The organism is Pseudovibrio sp. Ad46, from assembly GCF_001623065.1.
Lineage (GTDB): Bacteria > Pseudomonadota > Alphaproteobacteria > Rhizobiales > Stappiaceae > Pseudovibrio.
The window spans coordinates 299,372-316,255 of record NZ_LMCG01000005.1; the positions used below are offsets into that span (position 1 = coordinate 299,372).

Consider the following 16,884-nt stretch of genomic DNA (forward strand, 5'->3'; position numbering starts at 1 on the left):
CTGCGCAGAAAGTTTGATACCTCAATGTATGCGTTGGAATACCTACGCCATGTTGCAAGGTGTTCAAGCGTGTGCTATGCGAAGCGCGGCTTTATCGGCACGGTTATCTCAGATTGTGCCATTCAAATTGAATTAGACGCGACTTATCAAGGATTTGGATTTCCGGCGAGCCAGCCGCCAGAATCTTGTATGCGCGGGAGAGCACGGATCCAGTGACTGACAACGTATCTCTCATTTCGGGCGTGGCCTTGCGTTATGCTTCTGCGCTGTTGGACCTTGCTGAGGAGCAGGGTGCGACGGCAGAGGTGGAGAAGGGTCTCGACCAGTTTGAGGCACTCTTGAACGAGAGTGCTGATCTTGATCGTCTTATCAAGAGCCCCGTTTTTAGTGCAGACGCTCAATTAAAGGCGATCTCTGCTATTTTGGAAAAGGCCGGAATTTCCGGTCTGACCGCAAATTTTGTGAAGTTGGTTGCCCAAAACAGGCGCCTCTTTGCCATTCCAGGCATGATTCAGGGTTTCCGTGAGCAGCTTGCTGCAAAGCGTGGAGAAGTTACTGCTCTAGTAACCTCTGCAACGGAATTAAACGCTGAGCATGTCGCAGCTCTTAAAGAAGCACTCAACGCTTCTACGGGCAAGAATGTGAAGATTGTAGTGAAGGTGGACTCATCCATTCTTGGTGGTCTGATCGTGAAGATCGGCAGCCGGATGATTGATACGTCACTGCGAACCAAGCTCAACTCTCTTAAGTTCGCGATGAAAGAGGTCGGTTGATGGATATTCGGGCTGCGGAAATTTCCGCTATCCTCAAGGACCAGATCAAGAACTTCGGCCAAGAAGCTGAAGTGACTGAAGTTGGTCAAGTACTTTCCGTAGGCGACGGCATTGCCCGCGTTTACGGCCTGGACAACGTCCAGGCGGGTGAAATGGTTGAATTCCCAGGTGGTATCCGGGGAATGGCATTGAACCTTGAAACTGACAATGTCGGTGTTGTTATCTTCGGTAGCGACCGTGACATTAAAGAAGGCGACACGGTAAAACGTACCGGCGCTATTGTGGAAGTTCCAGTAGGTAAGGGTCTGTTGGGTCGCGTTGTCGATCCACTCGGTAACCCAATCGACGGCAAAGGTCCGATCGAATCTACTGAACGTCGTCGCGTTGACGTGAAGGCACCAGGCATTCTGCCTCGTAAGTCCGTTCACGAGCCAATGTCTACAGGTCTTAAAGCGATTGATGCTTTGATTCCAATCGGACGTGGTCAGCGCGAGTTGGTGATTGGTGACCGTCAGACCGGTAAAACCGCTATCATCCTCGACACCTTCCTCAACCAGAAGCCTTTGCACGCATCTGACGACGAACACGAAAAGCTGTACTGCATCTATGTTGCGGTTGGCCAGAAGCGTTCAACTGTTGCTCAGTTCGTGAAAGCTCTGGAAGACGCTGGTGCTCTGGAATACTCCATCGTTGTTGCTGCAACAGCGTCTGATCCTGCTCCATTGCAGTATCTGGCACCGTTCGCAGGCACCACAATGGGTGAGTACTTCCGCGACAACTCCATGCACGCTGTGATCGGTTATGATGACCTTTCCAAGCAGGCTGTTGCGTATCGCCAGATGTCCCTGTTGCTCCGTCGTCCACCAGGACGTGAAGCGTACCCAGGTGACGTGTTCTACCTGCACTCCCGTCTGCTCGAGCGTTCTGCGAAGCTGAACGAAGATCACGGCCTCGGTTCTCTGACCGCGCTGCCAGTGATCGAAACTCAGGGTGGTGACGTTTCTGCGTTTATTCCGACCAACGTGATCTCCATCACCGACGGTCAGATCTTCCTTGAAACCGATCTGTTCTTCCAGGGCATTCGTCCAGCGGTTAACGTTGGTCTGTCAGTTTCTCGTGTGGGCTCTTCCGCTCAGATTAAAGCGATGAAGCAGGTTGCTGGCCCGGTTAAGGGTGAGCTGGCTCAGTACCGTGAAATGGCTGCGTTCGCGCAGTTTGGTTCTGATCTGGATGCAACCACTCAGAAGCTTCTGAACCGTGGTGCACGCCTGACCGAATTGCTGAAACAGCCGCAGTTCTCTCCGCTTAAAACGGAAGAACAGGTTGCAGTGATCTTCGCTGGTGTGAACGGCTACCTGGACGATCGTCCGGTTGGCGAAGTTCGCGACTTTGAAGCTGGCCTGCTGCGCTTCCTGCGTGCAGAACATGCAGACCTTCTCTCCGCTATCTGGGAGAAGAAGGCACTCGACGCCGATTTGACTGACAAGCTGAAAGCTGCAGTGGAAGCTTACGTCAAGACCCTCGGTTAATTCGAAGCAACGGGATAAGGAACGAGAGCGCCCATGGCGAGCCTCAAGGACCTAAAAAACCGCATCGCTTCGGTCAAAGCGACGCAGAAAATCACCAAGGCCATGAAAATGGTGGCCGCGGCGAAACTGCGTCGTGCCCAGGATGCTGCAGAAGCAGGTCGTCCCTATGCTGAACGCATGGGGACAGTACTTGGCAATCTTGCAGCTGGGTTCGAAGGTCGGGATGATGCGCCGAAGCTGATGACGGGTACAGGACGGGATCAGACACATCTGCTCCTCGTCTGCACAGCAGAGCGTGGTCTCTGTGGTGGTTTCAACTCGTCGATAGCACGTCTGGCACGTGAGCACGCAGACAAACTTCTTTCCGAAGGTAAGACGGTCAAGATCGTCACCGTTGGTAAGAAGGGGCATGACGCCCTGAAGCGTGGCTACGGTCAGTACATTGTAGAGAATATCGAACTACGCGGCCTGAAATCTGTTGAATTCAGCGACACAAAGCACATCGGCGATCTCGTCATGGAAATGTTCCAGGATGAGAAATACGATGTTTGCACACTGTTTTACGCGCAGTTCCAATCGGTAATCAGTCAGGTTCCGACCGCCAAGCAGCTCATCCCAGCTCAGTTTGAAGCGAAAGATGAAGCTCAGGACGGTTCCTCTGAGGACGCGCTTTATGAATACGAACCAGGTGAACAGGAGATCCTTGAGACTCTTCTGCCACGTAACGTCGCTATTCAGATTTACAGCGCAATCCTTGAAAACGGAGCCTCCGAGCAGGGCGCGCGCATGGCCGCTATGGACAGTGCAACGCGTAATGCCGGCGAGATGATCGACAAACTGACAACGACGTACAACCGTCAGCGTCAGGCACAGATCACGACGGAACTGATTGAAATTATTGCGGGCGCGGAAGCGCTCTGACCGAGTTGAGACGAGGATTTAAGTGATGGCTGACACGAAAGTCGGACAGATCACGCAGGTAATCGGCGCTGTTGTCGACGTTCACTTTCCAGGTGAACTCCCTGCAATTCTGAACGCTCTGGAAACTGACAACGGCGGTAACCGTCTGGTTCTCGAAGTTGCTCAGCATCTGGGCGAAAATACAGTACGTACAATCTGCATGGACGCGTCCGAAGGTCTCGTTCGTGGTCAGGAAGTACGCGACACTGGCGAACCTATCGCAGTTCCTGTTGGTGACGGCACTCTGGGCCGCATCATGAACGTGATTGGTGAGCCTGTTGATGAAGCTGGTCCAATTGAACATGATGCTAAACGCGGTATCCACCAGGAAGCTCCGGCATTTGTAGAACAGTCTACAGAAGCTGAGATCCTTCCAACCGGCATTAAGGTTGTTGACCTTATCGCTCCTTACGCAAAGGGTGGTAAGATCGGCCTGTTCGGTGGTGCGGGCGTTGGTAAAACCGTTCTCATCATGGAATTGATCAACAACGTTGCTAAAGCACACGGCGGTTACTCCGTATTCGCTGGTGTTGGTGAGCGTACTCGTGAAGGTAACGACCTTTACTGGGAAATGATCGAATCCGGCGTGAACAAGGAAAAAGGCGGCGAAGGTTCTAAAGCTGCTCTTGTTTACGGTCAGATGAACGAACCTCCAGGAGCACGTGCACGTGTTGCTCTGACAGGTCTGACCATCGCGGAAGACTTCCGTGATAAAGGCCAGGACGTTCTGTTCTTCGTGGACAACATCTTCCGCTTTACGCAGGCTGGTGCTGAGGTGTCCGCACTTCTCGGCCGTATTCCTTCTGCTGTGGGCTACCAGCCTACACTTGCTACCGATATGGGCGGCATGCAGGAGCGTATTACGACCACATCTAAAGGTTCTATCACTTCCGTTCAGGCCGTTTACGTTCCTGCGGATGACTTGACTGACCCTGCACCTGCTTCCACATTTGCTCACTTGGACGCGACTACGGTTCTTAACCGTGCGATCGCTGAAAAAGGCATCTATCCTGCAGTGGATCCACTGGATTCCTCCTCTCGTATGCTTGACCCGCGCATCATCGGTGACGAGCACTACGAAGTTGCGACCCAGGTCCAGGAAACACTTCAGCGCTACAAAGCACTTCAGGACATCATCGCCATCCTTGGCATGGATGAACTTTCTGAAGAAGATAAGCTGGTTGTTGCTCGCGCACGTAAGATCGAGCGCTTCATGTCCCAGCCGTTCTTTGTTGCTGAGGTCTTCACTGGTTCCCCAGGTAAGCTGGTTGCGCTCGAAGACACCATCAAAGGCTTTAAAGGCCTTGTTGCTGGTGAATACGACCACCTGCCAGAAGCTGCATTCTACATGGTTGGCTCTATGGAAGAGGCAATCGAGAAAGCGGCTAAGCTGGCTGAGGACGCTGCTTAATCTCGGTTCTTTTGAACCGGTGACTTCTTTGGGTGACGCTTTTGGCGTCACTCTTAGAAACGGATAGAGGATGAGCTAAATGGCTGAAGCATTTCAGTTTGAGCTGGTTTCACCAGAGCGCCTTCTGCTCTCGGCAAAGGTTACTGACGTAATCGTGCCAGGCACTGAAGGTGAATTTGGTGTTGGCGCTGGTCACTCGCCGTTCTTGTCAACCATGCGTCCGGGTGTTGTTAAAGCGCTCAGCGAAGATGGTTCCAAGCACGAATACTTCGTGCGGGGTGGTTTTGCTGACGTTTCCGCGTCTGGCATGACTGTTCTGGCGGAACAGGCGATCCCGATGGCCGATCTTGATGCAGGTTACATCGCACAGCAGATTCAAGATGCGAGTGAAGATGTAGCTGATGCTAAGGACGAAGATGCACGTCAGGCTGCACGGCTGGTACTTTCCCAGCTGCAAGAGCTACAGGCAGCTATCAAAGCTTCCTGATTGCACTTCGATGCCAAGAAAAACAAAAGCCTCGGCAGTGCCGAGGCTTTTTTGTATCTGCCTATGCAGAAAGCAGGCTCTTTAAACCGCTAGCGGGAGGAAAGAGCGCAGGATGAACGAGCAGCCCAGTCGCTTAGGCTGCAAGTCTCTTTTTATTTGCTGCTGCGTTTGCAGCGCGCATTTCCTCAGCACGCGCTTTGCGCTGCTCAGGTGTCTCGTAAACAATCGTGCGATGGTGGTCGCAATAAGAGCCATTTTCAGCGCGGTTCTTGCAAGGGAATGTATAGCTCCCGCTGTCACCTTCAGTCCACTTACACTGGCCCGCCTTAGGCATAACTGGTGCTTTCATTTACCTACCCTTGTTCTTTGGAGCCAGTCGATCAACACTTGCATGCACGCGGGAGGAGCGTGAATACCATGCTCGCCGTTGGATCGTTGGAACCATTTTTGATTATGGGATCACCGGAATTTTCTTTTGCTACATTAAAAGCAAACAAATTTACCGGACGGGAAAAAGATTATCTCTCCCCTTTCCAAAATGCCAGATATTTTTAGCTGTGTAAAAATGCTTACACAAGAAAATCTGGATAAAATATTTTTCTGATTTTCAATTGTGCAAGTAAAACAAATAGATAACAGAGTGGATGTGTATGCACCAATATTAACCACCACGTGAATTCTACTGAATTGTTGTGGTTACTGCACCAAATTGATTCATCAATTGTGGCGAATTATGGTTTTTCAGAGTGTCTTCCCAGCACACCACCGGCATTGTGAAGTGCTTCGGGATCATCCAAATCACGTCGCGCCGCTTCTCCAAGCTCCACGGTGTAAACCACCGAAGGATTCTGCTGAATGATTGGTTTGCCGCCAATATCACCTCGCAGACTGAGGAGATCATCAAAAAACGCACGATCCCAAAGCACTGGATTGCCTCGTTTGCCATGCGTTGTAGAGACACCGATCAGCTGATCCTGCTTGGAATCGTGATTCTCCAAAAGTTTGTTGATGTCATCCGTGGATACGAAAGGCATATCACCGAGCAGAATGAGTGCAGCCTGTGATTGGTCGTTGACGCTCTCGATTCCTTTTTTGACGGAGGATGAAATACCTTCATCGTACTCAGCATTATGTCTGAACCGGATCGGCAACCCGGAAAGCGCCTCTTCCACCTTAGAGGCCATCGCACCTGTGACGACAATCAGCTCATTCAACTCACTCGCAAGCGCATGCTCGGCAACAAGCCGGACGACAGGCTTCCCATCAATAAGCGCCAGCAGTTTGTTGTGATCCCCCATGCGAGAGGAGTTACCTGCGGCAAGTAGAATACCGCTGCAGGTGGCTTTGTCAGCCTCCTCAGAGAGAGGATGGTCTCGGGGCTGAGGACGACTATGGATTTCTTTCAAAAGCCCGCCAACCCCCATCGACATGATGTCTCTGCTGGTAACGCGGATATTGGCCAGCAAGCGCTGCAGGATCCAGTCAAACCCGTTCTCTTGCGGACTCCGCGCACATCCTGGCGCACCAATAACTGGGATGCCATTCAGCTCCCCAAGTACGAGCAGGTTGCCCGGATCAACGGGCATCCCAAAATGGATGAGCTCCCCACCAGCAGCTTGAAGGGCAGCAGGAATAACATCCCCTTGATCCACCACGGCTGAAGCGCCAAACACAACAATCAGATCAGCGTCCTGCACTTGCTCTGTGCCAAGCGCATTCGTGAGAGCCTCTTCTTCATGGGGCACACGCACATCTGCAGCAATTGTACTTGCTGCAATGTCCAACCGCTCCTGCAAAACACGAAGGCTCTTCGCAATGACTGTCTCTTTCAGATGCGGAAGCGTCGTGGAAATGACTGCAACCAATTTCGGCGCATAAGCAGCCACGGAGATAGCCTCGGAAATCTTGTCCGCAGCGCTCTGTGCCAGCTTCTGATCAACAGCCAACGGAATAATCTTCGCAGTTGCCAGCATGCGCCCTTCACGAACTTCTGTGAACGGAGGCAAGCAGGCAAACGTGATGGCCGGATCAATCAGATTAGCTTCTGTCACTTTCTTAGCATCTACCTGCAAAATCCCGCTTTGCGAGGCATAAAGGTTGGACCGTCCTGTAAAGGGCGTAGAAGCAGAAACAGCTGCGCCGCAAGCACGGTTGGCCAACAAAGCAGCGGCGTCATCTTCGTGCAGATCAGTTGCCTCAACTTGTGCAACAATAACCTCCGCAAACCCTGCTGCAATCAACTGGCTCACATCCGCATCACTGAGTTGATGTCCTTTGGAGAGGGAGAGGCCATTATGTTTGATGGAGTGGGCAAGGTAACATCCTGCACTCTCTGCGGCTGATCTGCTTCCAAATTTCACGTCAGCCCACCTTCTTCTGGTCTGCCTTGGTCCCACGCAAAGTCACAATGATCTCGGCAAGCACCGCCACCGCAATCTCGGCTGGGTTAGCAGCGCCAATATCAAGACCGATTGGCGCTTTGATGCGGGCAAGGTCCTCTTCGCTCATGCCAGCCGCGAGAAAGCGCTCACAGCGCTTTGCATGGGTCTTTCGGCTTCCTAACGCGCCAACATAAAAGCAGCCTGCTTTCAGCGCTTCCATCAGTGGCACATCATCAATTTTCGGGTCGTGGGTCACAGCAGCAACAGCGGTGAAAGGATCAAACTTCAACTGCGCCAGCACATCCTGGGGCCATTCAGCAAGCAACGGGACCTCAGGAAACCGTTCTTCGGAGGCAAACGCAGTGCGTGGATCGACAATTGTAATGTCAAACCCTGCTGTCTGAGCAATAGGAACCAGTGCCTGCGTGATGTGTACAGCTCCCACCACCACAATACGCGTGGCCGGAACCTGCATGCTCAGGAAATACTCTTCACCATCCTTCGCCTGCACCCGCCCAGATTTGCCACTGCGAACACCGTTTTCAAAAGCAACGGCAATAGCACTATCTTCTGCATCGTCGGCATAAAGCATCACAGAGGACAGGCCGGTTGCCAGGTTGGTTAGTAGCGCTGCAGGTTGGCGTGCAGCTCTGGACGTGTTCAGCAAGCGAACATGCCCGTGATCCGCCTCTGATGTCAGAGGCTCCAGATACACACCAATCTTGCCGCCACAGGAAAGGCCAACACGCCACGCAGTTTCATCGGCGACACCAAACTCAATCTTCCGCGCTTTGCCATCTTCCAGCACATCCATGGCTTCAGCAACCACAGCGCCTTCCACACAGCCGCCGGACACTGATCCCTCGAACTCTCCACTCTCGTCAATAATGAGATGGCTGCCAACAGGGCGTGGCGCTGAACCCCACGTCTCAATCACCGTTGCCAGCACCAGTCTACGCCCTTCTGATTGCCAGCGCTCAGCAACACCAAGGACGTCGAGGTTTTTGGAAAGCTCTTGAGGCAAAGTGGAAACAGACATGACAGGCTCGCAAATAAACAGGGTCCCTAAGCGTCCTCCTATGCGAAAAACCTGAGAGATCTCGCGTAGGACGATGCCCTAATAGAATGAGGAGCCTAGCCTGCTTGTTCAAGGGGATGCAACAACAGAACAGTGTTCAGTAAAACAAAAAAGCGCCGGGGCTTTCGCTCCAGCGCTCTCTTCGGGGGACTGATGATTACTATTCAGCAGCAATTTTGGTGATCGGGCCTGCATGAAGGACCAGATCATCAACGTGATCCTGGAAGATCTGGAAGTTCGCAGCGAACATGTCGACAAGCTTGCTCGCCTGCACGTCATACTCAGCCGGATTGCTCCAGGTGCTCCGTGGATCAAGGATACTGGTATCAACACCTGGCACCGCAACGGGAACCATAAAGCCGAAGTTCTCATCCTTGCGGAATTCAGCGGTGTTCAAAGAACCGTCTAATGCAGCGCGAAGCAGGGCACGGGTTTCTTTGATTGGCATACGGTGACCAACACCATACGCACCACCGGTCCAACCGGTATTCACCAGCCAGCAATCCACGCTGTGCTCGCGGATCAGATCTTTCAGCAACGCACCATATTCTGATGGATGACGCGGCATGAACGGCGCACCAAAGCAGGTGGAGAATGTCGCCTGCGGTTCAGTGACCCCACGCTCTGTGCCAGCAACCTTCGCGGTGTAACCAGAAAGGAAGTGGTACATCGCCTGAGCATCACTGAGCTTTGCGATTGGAGGCAAAACACCAAACGCATCAGCCGTCAGCATGATGATGTTCTTAGGGTTCGGCGCGCGGCCACTTTCACTTGCATTCGGAATAAAGTGAATAGGGTAGGAGCAACGCGTGTTTTCCGTTTTGGAACCATCGTCAAAGTCTGGAACACGAGCCTCATCCAGCACAACATTCTCAAGAATGGTGCCGAAGCGCTGAGTGGTCGCAAAAATCTCTGGCTCGGCTTCTGCTGAAAGACGAATGGTTTTCGCGTAGCAGCCACCTTCAAAGTTGAAGATGCCCTCTGGCCCCCAACCGTGCTCATCGTCACCGATCAGCGTACGAGCTGGATCAGCGGAAAGCGTGGTCTTGCCGGTGCCGGACAGGCCGAAGAAAACAGCAGCATCGTCGTTATCGCCAACGTTCGCGGAGCAATGCATTGGCATCACACCGTCTTCTGGCAACATGTAGTTCAGCATGGAGAAGACGGACTTCTTCATTTCACCGGCGTAGGCAGTACCGGCGATCAGAACGATCTTGTTGGTCAGATCACAAGCAATAACCGTCTCGCTCCGGCAACCATGACGCTCTGGGTCAGCCTTGAAGCTTGGCAGATCGATGATGGTCATCTCTGATTCAAAGCTTTTCAGGTCTTCGCGGGACGGGCGAAGAAGCATGTTGCGAATAAAGTGGTTATGCCATGCCAGCTCGTTATAAACGCGAACGTTCAGCTGATGCGCAGGGTCAGCGCCTCCATAAAGGTCCTGTACATACAGGTCCATGCCTTCAGCGTGGGCCAGCATGTCTTGCAAAAGAACATTGAAGTTCTCCGGGCTCATCGCGCCACTGTTGTCCCACCAGATCGTATCCTCGGTCTTGGTATCACGAACAACAAACTTGTCTTTTGGAGAGCGTCCTGTGTGAGCGCCTGTTTCGGCACAAAGAGCACCGCCAGCGGCGATCTGTGCTTCACCGTTCCTGATAGCATGCTCATAAAGTTCAGCTTCGGTCAGGTTCCAGTACACACTGTTGAGGCCCTTCAGTCCGAAGGTGTCACACCCAAACGCGGAATTCCGTAGTCCGAACTCGTTCATGTTCAGTAGTCCTTAATCGGCTCACTATTTAGCTTGCGTCATTCAATGGCACTGTGCCAGTGAATTTAGCGATAACGCCCCTTGGATGGGGCAGTCATGCTTACAAAAGCAAGACCAGAAATCCTGCGTTTTTCTATTAAACCGATTGAAATACGACCTTTTGCTGGCATAGATTTATTTTGCTTATAAAAATAAACTCTACACAAACTTGGTTTTCACTTTTAAGCGTTTAACGATACACTTCATGAAGAACACGTGGCACTTGGCAGGCGAAACCTTGTCAAAAGTAGCGCTAAATAAGGAATTTTTCCGAGTATCTTGCTAAAACAGGGTTTTGCCTTATTTCGAGGTTAGGGATCGCGCAAGTTAATCTCAAATCCCAACTAAGTAGCGAAACGTGCAAGAGAGGAATAAGGTCTCTGATATGCCAACGATTGCTCTGGTCGATGACGACCGTAACATTTTGACATCCGTCTCAATAGCTTTGGAGGCCGAAGGATATCGGGTCCAGACCTATACAGACGGAACAGTCGCACTGGAAGGGCTTCAGGCCGACCCGCCGGACCTTGCTATCTTTGATATCAAGATGCCGCGTATGGATGGAATGGAGCTGCTGCGCCGTTTCCGCCAGATGTCCGACCTGCCTGTGATCTTCCTTACGTCCAAAGACGATGAGATTGATGAGTTGTTTGGCCTCAAAATGGGCGCTGACGACTTTATCCGCAAGCCATTCTCCCAGCGTCTGTTGGTTGAGCGTGTGAAGGCTGTTCTGCGTCGTGCTGCACCGCGAGATCCTGCAAGTGCTGCGACTGAGACTTCCAAGTTGCTGGAACGTGGCAACCTTGTCATGGACAAAGAGCGCCATACCTGCACATGGCTTGCAAAGCCGGTCACGCTGACAGTGACAGAATTTCTAATTCTCTTTGCTCTCGCTCAGCGTCCAGGCGTTGTGAAAAGCCGTAATGCGCTCATGGATGCTGCCTACGATGATCAGGTCTATGTTGACGATCGCACCATCGATAGCCATATCAAGCGCCTTCGCAAGAAGTTCAAAGTGGTTGATGATGACTTTGATATGATCGAAACACTCTACGGTGTAGGTTATCGCTTCCGCGAGAACTAGTCTTAAGCAGCTCGTACAGGGCTGTCTGAAGGTTGGAAAACCTGAGAACACACGTTCCTGAGAATTCGATAAGAGCGAATGTCGGAAAATAAAGAAGAGCAAAAGCGGGAAGACATCGAAGCAGACGACGCTTCTGATACTCTTGACCCGCAACATACAGGTGCGTTCCGTTGGCTGGGACGCAGGCAAGTACGCCAACGCGTCTTTACGCGCTGGATCTCGCTCGCCGGTATCTATGCCTTTTCTTCTTTGACCCGCCGCATTCTGGTGCTCAACCTCGTCGGTCTTCTGGCGATGGTGATCTCCATTCTGTACTTGAACCAGTTTCAGGCCGGTCTGATCGATGCACGCGTTCAGTCACTGCTGGTTCAGGGCGAGATCATTGCAGGTGCCATCGCGGCGTCCACCACAAGCGATGGCGATTCTCTTATGGTTGATCCGGAGATGCTGCTGCGTCTGGAAGCTGGAGAATCCACCAGTGCTCGCTCAACGCTGGGAAGTCTGGACTTCCCGATCAACCCTGAGATTGTCGGACCTATACTCCGGCGACTGATATCGCCCACCAAAACACGGGCCCGAATCTACGACCCAGAAGGCATGTTGATGCTGGATTCACGCCAGCTCCATGCCCAAAACCAGATCTTCCGCTTCGACCTGCCACCACCGGACGAAAGCAAGGATCCCTTCTTCCAGAAGATGTGGGAGGAGCTGAAACTCTGGATCCGTCGTGGCGAGTACCCGCCATATAAAGAAGTAGGACGGACGGAAGGACGCGAGTACCCTGAGGTCGAGGCCGCTCTGGCTGGTTCCCCTGCATCCGTTGTACGTGTTGGCGCAAAAGGCGAAATGGTTGTCGCCGTTGCCGTGCCAATTCAACGTTTCCGCGGTGTTCTAGGTTCACTGCTCCTGTCGACACAAGGCGGAGACATTGATGATATCGTCGCCGCAGAGCGCAATGCGATCCTAAAGATCTTCCTCGTTGCTGCTGTTGTGGTGATGATCCTTTCCGTGCTGTTAGCCGGCACCATCGCAGGGCCAGTCCGCCGTTTGTCAGAAGCTGCGCAAAAAGTGCAGTCTGCGATCAACACCCGAGAAGAAATCCCTGAGTTTGAAGATCGTTACGATGAGATTGGTCATCTGGCGCGTGCGCTGAGGAATATGACCAAGGCTCTGTATGGCCGTATGGATGCGATTGAGAGCTTTGCCGCAGATGTGGCACATGAGCTGAAAAACCCGCTGACATCCCTTCGAAGTGCCGTTGAAACACTGCCTTTGGCGAAGAACGAGCGATCACGCGAACGCCTGCTTGAAGTCATCCAGCATGATGTAAAACGTCTTGATCGTCTGATCACGGACATCTCTGAAGCATCGCGGATTGATGCGGAAATGTCTCGTGCAGAATCTCACGATGTTGATATGGCAACGCTGTTGCAGGCTGTCGTATCCATTGCCAATGAACGCGCTTGTGATGATATCGCCCATGTCGATTTGAAGTTTGAGCCATCCAAGACTGACAAGAATTTCCAGATGCACGGCAATGACCAGCGTCTCGGTCAGGTCATCAATAACCTGATCGACAATGCGCGCTCATTTGCACCAGAAGGAACTCCTGTTACAGTTACGGCCAAGCGCAAGAGCAACCAGATTATCATCTGGGTCGAAGATTCTGGTCCTGGTATCAAAGAAGAACTCCGCGAACGCGTCTTTGAGCGCTTCTATACGGATAGACCGGAATATGAGGGCTTCGGAAACAACTCCGGCTTGGGTCTCTCGATCTGCCGCCAGATTATCGAAGCACACCGGGGTGAAATCTCGGTCATGAACCGAACCTCTGAGGAAGAGGGGCAAGAGCCGAAAGTGCTTGGTGCCCGGTTCGTGATCAAACTGAGGGCCAAAACAACCTCATGACGACACTGGATCAGAAGCAAAGTGTACAGGCAGCAGAAGGTCAGGCGATACACGCGACCTGTCTGGTGGTTGGCACGAAAGGCATTCTGATCCGCGGTCCCTCTGGAACCGGCAAATCAGCGCTGGCGCTGGAATTGATACAGCGCGCGCATCTTAAAGGCAGTTTTGCAGCCCTCGTTGCTGATGATCGTGTCTACATTGCTGAGAAAAATAGTCGCTTAATAGGGTCTTGCCCAAATCCAATTAAGGGAAAGGCCGAGCTGCGAGGCTATGGCGTTGTCGATGTTCCTTACCTCGATGCTGCAGTAATCCATATGGTTCTGGATCTGAAAGCCCGAGAGGAAATCGATAGATTGCCGGAGGAGCAGGCGCAGACCTGTGAACTTTGCTCAGTCAAATTAATTCGACAACAAGTACCTAAAGAAGATCATTTAGCCGCTCTTCGGCTCGCGAATGCACTTATTTTTACTAATCCAGTGCACAACTATTAGCCCTCTGTGTATGAGCATGCTGATTTTTCTTGCACTGCAGCGTGTCCTTCAACAAAGTAGGATTGGAATAACCTAAGAGTAGACACTCTGTTAGTTCGCGGGAAATATATGATTGGTCTAGTTCTTGTCACCCATGGTCGGTTGGCAGAAGAGTTCAAATCGGCTCTTGAGCATGTTGTAGGTCCACAGGACCGGGTAGCAACCATTAGCATCGGCCCAGATGACGATATGGAACAACGTCGTCAGGACATCCTGCGTTCCGTTGAAGCTGTCAACGACGGCTCTGGCGTTGTCCTTCTTACCGACATGTTTGGCGGTACGCCTTCTAATCTCGCTATTTCTGTGATGGATGGTGGTAGCGTTGAGGTCGTAGCTGGTGTAAACCTGCCGATGCTCATAAAACTGGCAAGCGTTCGAAATGAAAAATCGCTCGCCGAAGCGGTAGAAGAAGCCCGCAGTGCAGGACAGAAGTATATCTCCGTAGCTTCGCAGGTCCTGTCCGGGCAAGGCTAAGAAAATATGGATGAATGCACAGTGTTAGCTCGCGATCTGACCATCGTGAACACCCGTGGTTTGCACGCGCGCGCCTCAGCTAAGCTGGTCAAGCTGGTTGAGACTTTTGATGCCCATGTAAAAGTTTCCAAAGACGGCCAAACTGTTGGTGGAACCTCCATCATGGGACTGATGATGCTTGCAGCCAGCACAGGCTGCTCGATCCACGTTGTCGTAACCGGCAATCAGAAAGAAGAAGCCATCTCCGCGATTGCGCATCTGGTGGAAGATGGTTTCGGTGAAAGAGACTAAATAAGTCAAGCATCTAGAGGATCGCATGAAAAAGCGCCCAGCTTCACGTTTGTTGGTGGTTGATCCTCAAGACCGAATTCTCCTCTTCAATTTCAAGTTCGATAAAGGCCCTCTCAAAGGCCAGGACTATTGGGCCACCGTTGGCGGTGGTATTGAGCCGGGTGAGAGTTTTGAAGATGCCGCCCGCCGCGAACTTCTGGAAGAAACCGGAATCACCGAACCTGTCGGTGAGGTGATCCATGTTGGAAGAGCGGTTTTTCAGACACTATCCGGTGAGATGGTAGATGCCGAAGAGCATTTTTTCTTTGTCACCGTTTCCGACTCGAATATCGACTATTCCAACCACACAGAGATAGAAACTCAGGTAATGAGAGAGCATCGCTGGTGGACGCGGAAAGAACTCGAGACAACATCTTTGACAGTCTTCCCTGATAATATCCTAGAAATTCTAGAGCCTTATCTACCCAGACGCACATAAAGCATTCTGCACGCCTGCATTTAGTTGCATTTTAAGATGATATAAAGAAACCTTTATATCTTTATTGCTTTCTGACTTCTCTGTGATGTATAACAGCATGCAGTGGGCGCTCATTTTGCGAGCACTCATCAATCACGCGGGAGGGGACTATGGGCCCGGGCTTTCAGGAAGATTTAATGACTGCGTCTAACGATTACTACGTCAAAGACATCTCACTTGCAGAGTGGGGTCGTACTGAAATTGAAATTGCCGAAACCGAAATGCCAGGCCTGATGGCTTGTCGTGAGGAATATGGTGCAAGCAAGCCTCTCAAAGGCGCACGCATCGCTGGTTCCCTGCACATGACCATCCAGACAGCGGTTCTGATTGAGACCCTCATTGAGTTGGGCGCAGAAGTTCGCTGGGCATCTTGTAACATCTTCTCCACGCAAGATCAGGCTGCGGCTGCAATCGCGGCAGCTGGTATTCCGGTGTTCGCTGAAAAAGGCGAAACCCTTGATGAATACTGGACATATGCGGACAAAATCTTCGATTGGGGCGACGGCCAAACCGCAAACCTCATTCTGGATGATGGCGGCGACGCAACTCTGATGATTCTTCTCGGCGCAAAAGCAGAGAAAGACCCATCCGTCCTCGACAACCCGTCTAATGAAGAAGAAACCGCTCTCTTCGCAGCGATCAAGCGTCGCCTCGAAAAAGACCCGGGCTTCTACTCCAAAGTTAAGGGCAATATCCAGGGCGTCTCCGAAGAGACAACCACGGGTGTTATGCGCCTTTATGAAATGCAGAGAAAGGGCGACCTGCCATTCCCTGCAATCAACGTGAACGACTCTGTGACCAAGTCCAAGTTCGACAACCGCTATGGCTGCCGTGAGTCTCTTGTAGACGGTATCCGCCGTGGTACCGACGTAATGATGGCTGGCAAGGTGGCTGTTGTTGCTGGTTACGGCGACGTTGGCAAAGGCTCTGCGCAGTCTCTGGAAGGCGCTGGTGCCCGTGTGATCGTGACTGAGATCGATCCGATCTGTGCGCTCCAGGCTGCTATGGACGGCTACGAAGTGAAGACGATGGAGCAGGCCATCGGTGAAGGCGATATCTTCGTCACCACCACCGGCAACAAAGATGTCATCACAGCTGACCACATGCGCGACATGAAAGACATGGCGATCGTCTGTAACATCGGTCACTTCGATAACGAGATTCAGGTTGCTGCACTGCGTAACTACAAATGGCGCAATGTGAAGCCACAGGTCGACCTGATCGAGTATCCAGATGGCAAGCGTCTGATCCTTCTCTCCGAAGGCCGTCTGGTTAACCTTGGCAATGCGACAGGTCATCCATCCTTTGTGATGTCCGCCAGCTTCACCAATCAGGTTCTGGCGCAGATGGAGCTGCACACCAAAGGCGACGACTACAAAAACGAAGTCTACGTGCTGCCAAAGCATCTGGATGAGAAGGTTGCGCGCCTGCATCTTAAGAAGCTTGGTGCAACCCTGTCTGAACTGACTGACGATCAGGCCAACTACCTTGGTCTCGACAAATCCGGTCCGTTCAAGGCAGAGCACTACAAGTACTGATAAGCGTCCATCGCAATTGCTGTTAACGCTAAGGGACTTAGCGTTAACAGCTCCATGAATTCTACTAGGCCCAATAAGCGCACTTTCAATATATTGGGGGTGCGCTTGTTGGG

General features: G+C 52.0%; 16 protein-coding genes. 12 read left to right on the forward strand and 4 right to left on the reverse strand.

The annotated features are described in order from the left end of the window. The first annotated feature begins 212 nt into the window (after positions 1-212). From PsAD46_RS02945 to PsAD46_RS02965, 5 genes are all read left to right on the forward strand, one after another. A complete protein-coding gene (locus PsAD46_RS02945) occupies positions 213-773 on the forward strand; it encodes a F0F1 ATP synthase subunit delta (RefSeq protein ID WP_082596855.1) in 561 nt (186 codons plus the stop codon). Further along, the gene (atpA, locus tag PsAD46_RS02950; RefSeq protein ID WP_063294239.1) at positions 773-2,302 is read left to right on the forward strand and encodes a F0F1 ATP synthase subunit alpha; all 1,530 of its coding nucleotides are present in this window, start codon (positions 773-775) and stop codon (positions 2,300-2,302) included. Before PsAD46_RS02945 ends, atpA begins: the two co-directional genes overlap by 1 nt. 33 nt (positions 2,303-2,335) lie before the next feature. Beyond that, positions 2,336-3,223, forward strand: a complete 888-nt coding sequence (locus PsAD46_RS02955; protein ID WP_057462967.1) for a F0F1 ATP synthase subunit gamma — start codon at positions 2,336-2,338, stop codon at positions 3,221-3,223. A 25-nt stretch (positions 3,224-3,248) separates the two neighbouring features. Next, positions 3,249-4,673 carry a F0F1 ATP synthase subunit beta gene (gene atpD / locus PsAD46_RS02960; protein ID WP_057462966.1) on the forward strand — a complete coding sequence of 475 codons (1,425 nt, stop codon included), beginning with the start codon at positions 3,249-3,251 and terminating at the stop codon, positions 4,671-4,673. A gap of 79 nt (positions 4,674-4,752) precedes the next feature. Beyond that, positions 4,753-5,160 (forward strand): F0F1 ATP synthase subunit epsilon, encoded by a 408-nt coding sequence (locus PsAD46_RS02965; RefSeq protein WP_057462965.1) that lies wholly within the window; start codon positions 4,753-4,755, stop codon positions 5,158-5,160. A gap of 133 nt (positions 5,161-5,293) precedes the next feature. Here the strand turns inward: PsAD46_RS02965 and PsAD46_RS02970 are convergent, their stop codons facing one another. The 4 genes from PsAD46_RS02970 to PsAD46_RS02985 form a co-directional block, all read right to left on the reverse strand. Continuing rightward, entirely contained in the window at positions 5,294-5,509 is a 216-nt protein-coding gene (locus PsAD46_RS02970) for a hypothetical protein (protein WP_057462964.1), read from the reverse strand. A gap of 382 nt (positions 5,510-5,891) precedes the next feature. After that, positions 5,892-7,520, reverse strand: a complete 1,629-nt coding sequence (locus PsAD46_RS02975) for a molybdopterin-binding/glycosyltransferase family 2 protein (protein WP_063306098.1) — start codon at positions 7,518-7,520, stop codon at positions 5,892-5,894. A gap of 1 nt (position 7,521) precedes the next feature. Further along, the gene (locus PsAD46_RS02980; RefSeq protein WP_063306099.1) at positions 7,522-8,580 is read right to left on the reverse strand and encodes an XdhC family protein; all 1,059 of its coding nucleotides are present in this window, start codon (positions 8,578-8,580) and stop codon (positions 7,522-7,524) included. Positions 8,581-8,779: 199 nt separating this feature from the next. Further along, positions 8,780-10,390, reverse strand: a complete 1,611-nt coding sequence (locus PsAD46_RS02985; RefSeq protein ID WP_063286424.1) for a phosphoenolpyruvate carboxykinase — start codon at positions 10,388-10,390, stop codon at positions 8,780-8,782. Between the two features lie 424 nt (positions 10,391-10,814). Between PsAD46_RS02985 and PsAD46_RS02990 the strand changes: the two genes are divergently transcribed. The 7 genes from PsAD46_RS02990 (at position 10,815) to ahcY (ending at position 16,771) form a co-directional block, all read left to right on the forward strand. After that, positions 10,815-11,513, forward strand: a complete 699-nt coding sequence (locus PsAD46_RS02990) for a response regulator transcription factor (RefSeq protein ID WP_063286425.1) — start codon at positions 10,815-10,817, stop codon at positions 11,511-11,513. Positions 11,514-11,591: 78 nt separating this feature from the next. Further along, positions 11,592-13,421, forward strand: coding sequence for a sensor histidine kinase (locus tag PsAD46_RS02995; protein WP_057462960.1), 1,830 nt, complete (start codon positions 11,592-11,594; stop codon positions 13,419-13,421). Further along, positions 13,418-13,912 carry an HPr kinase/phosphatase C-terminal domain-containing protein gene (locus PsAD46_RS03000; protein ID WP_063306100.1) on the forward strand — a complete coding sequence of 165 codons (495 nt, stop codon included), beginning with the start codon at positions 13,418-13,420 and terminating at the stop codon, positions 13,910-13,912. The genes PsAD46_RS02995 and PsAD46_RS03000 overlap by 4 nt, the downstream gene beginning before the upstream one ends. Positions 13,913-14,020: 108 nt before the next feature. Beyond that, positions 14,021-14,425 (forward strand): PTS sugar transporter subunit IIA, encoded by a 405-nt coding sequence (locus PsAD46_RS03005; protein ID WP_057462958.1) that lies wholly within the window; start codon positions 14,021-14,023, stop codon positions 14,423-14,425. 6 nt (positions 14,426-14,431) lie between these two features. Beyond that, the gene (locus PsAD46_RS03010) at positions 14,432-14,716 is read left to right on the forward strand and encodes an HPr family phosphocarrier protein (protein WP_057462957.1); all 285 of its coding nucleotides are present in this window, start codon (positions 14,432-14,434) and stop codon (positions 14,714-14,716) included. Positions 14,717-14,741: 25 nt separating this feature from the next. Continuing rightward, positions 14,742-15,194 (forward strand): NUDIX domain-containing protein, encoded by a 453-nt coding sequence (locus PsAD46_RS03015; protein ID WP_063306101.1) that lies wholly within the window; start codon positions 14,742-14,744, stop codon positions 15,192-15,194. Between the two features lie 176 nt (positions 15,195-15,370). Continuing rightward, entirely contained in the window at positions 15,371-16,771 is a 1,401-nt protein-coding gene (gene ahcY, locus PsAD46_RS03020) for an adenosylhomocysteinase (protein WP_057463237.1), read from the forward strand. The last annotated feature ends 113 nt before the right edge of the window (positions 16,772-16,884 follow it).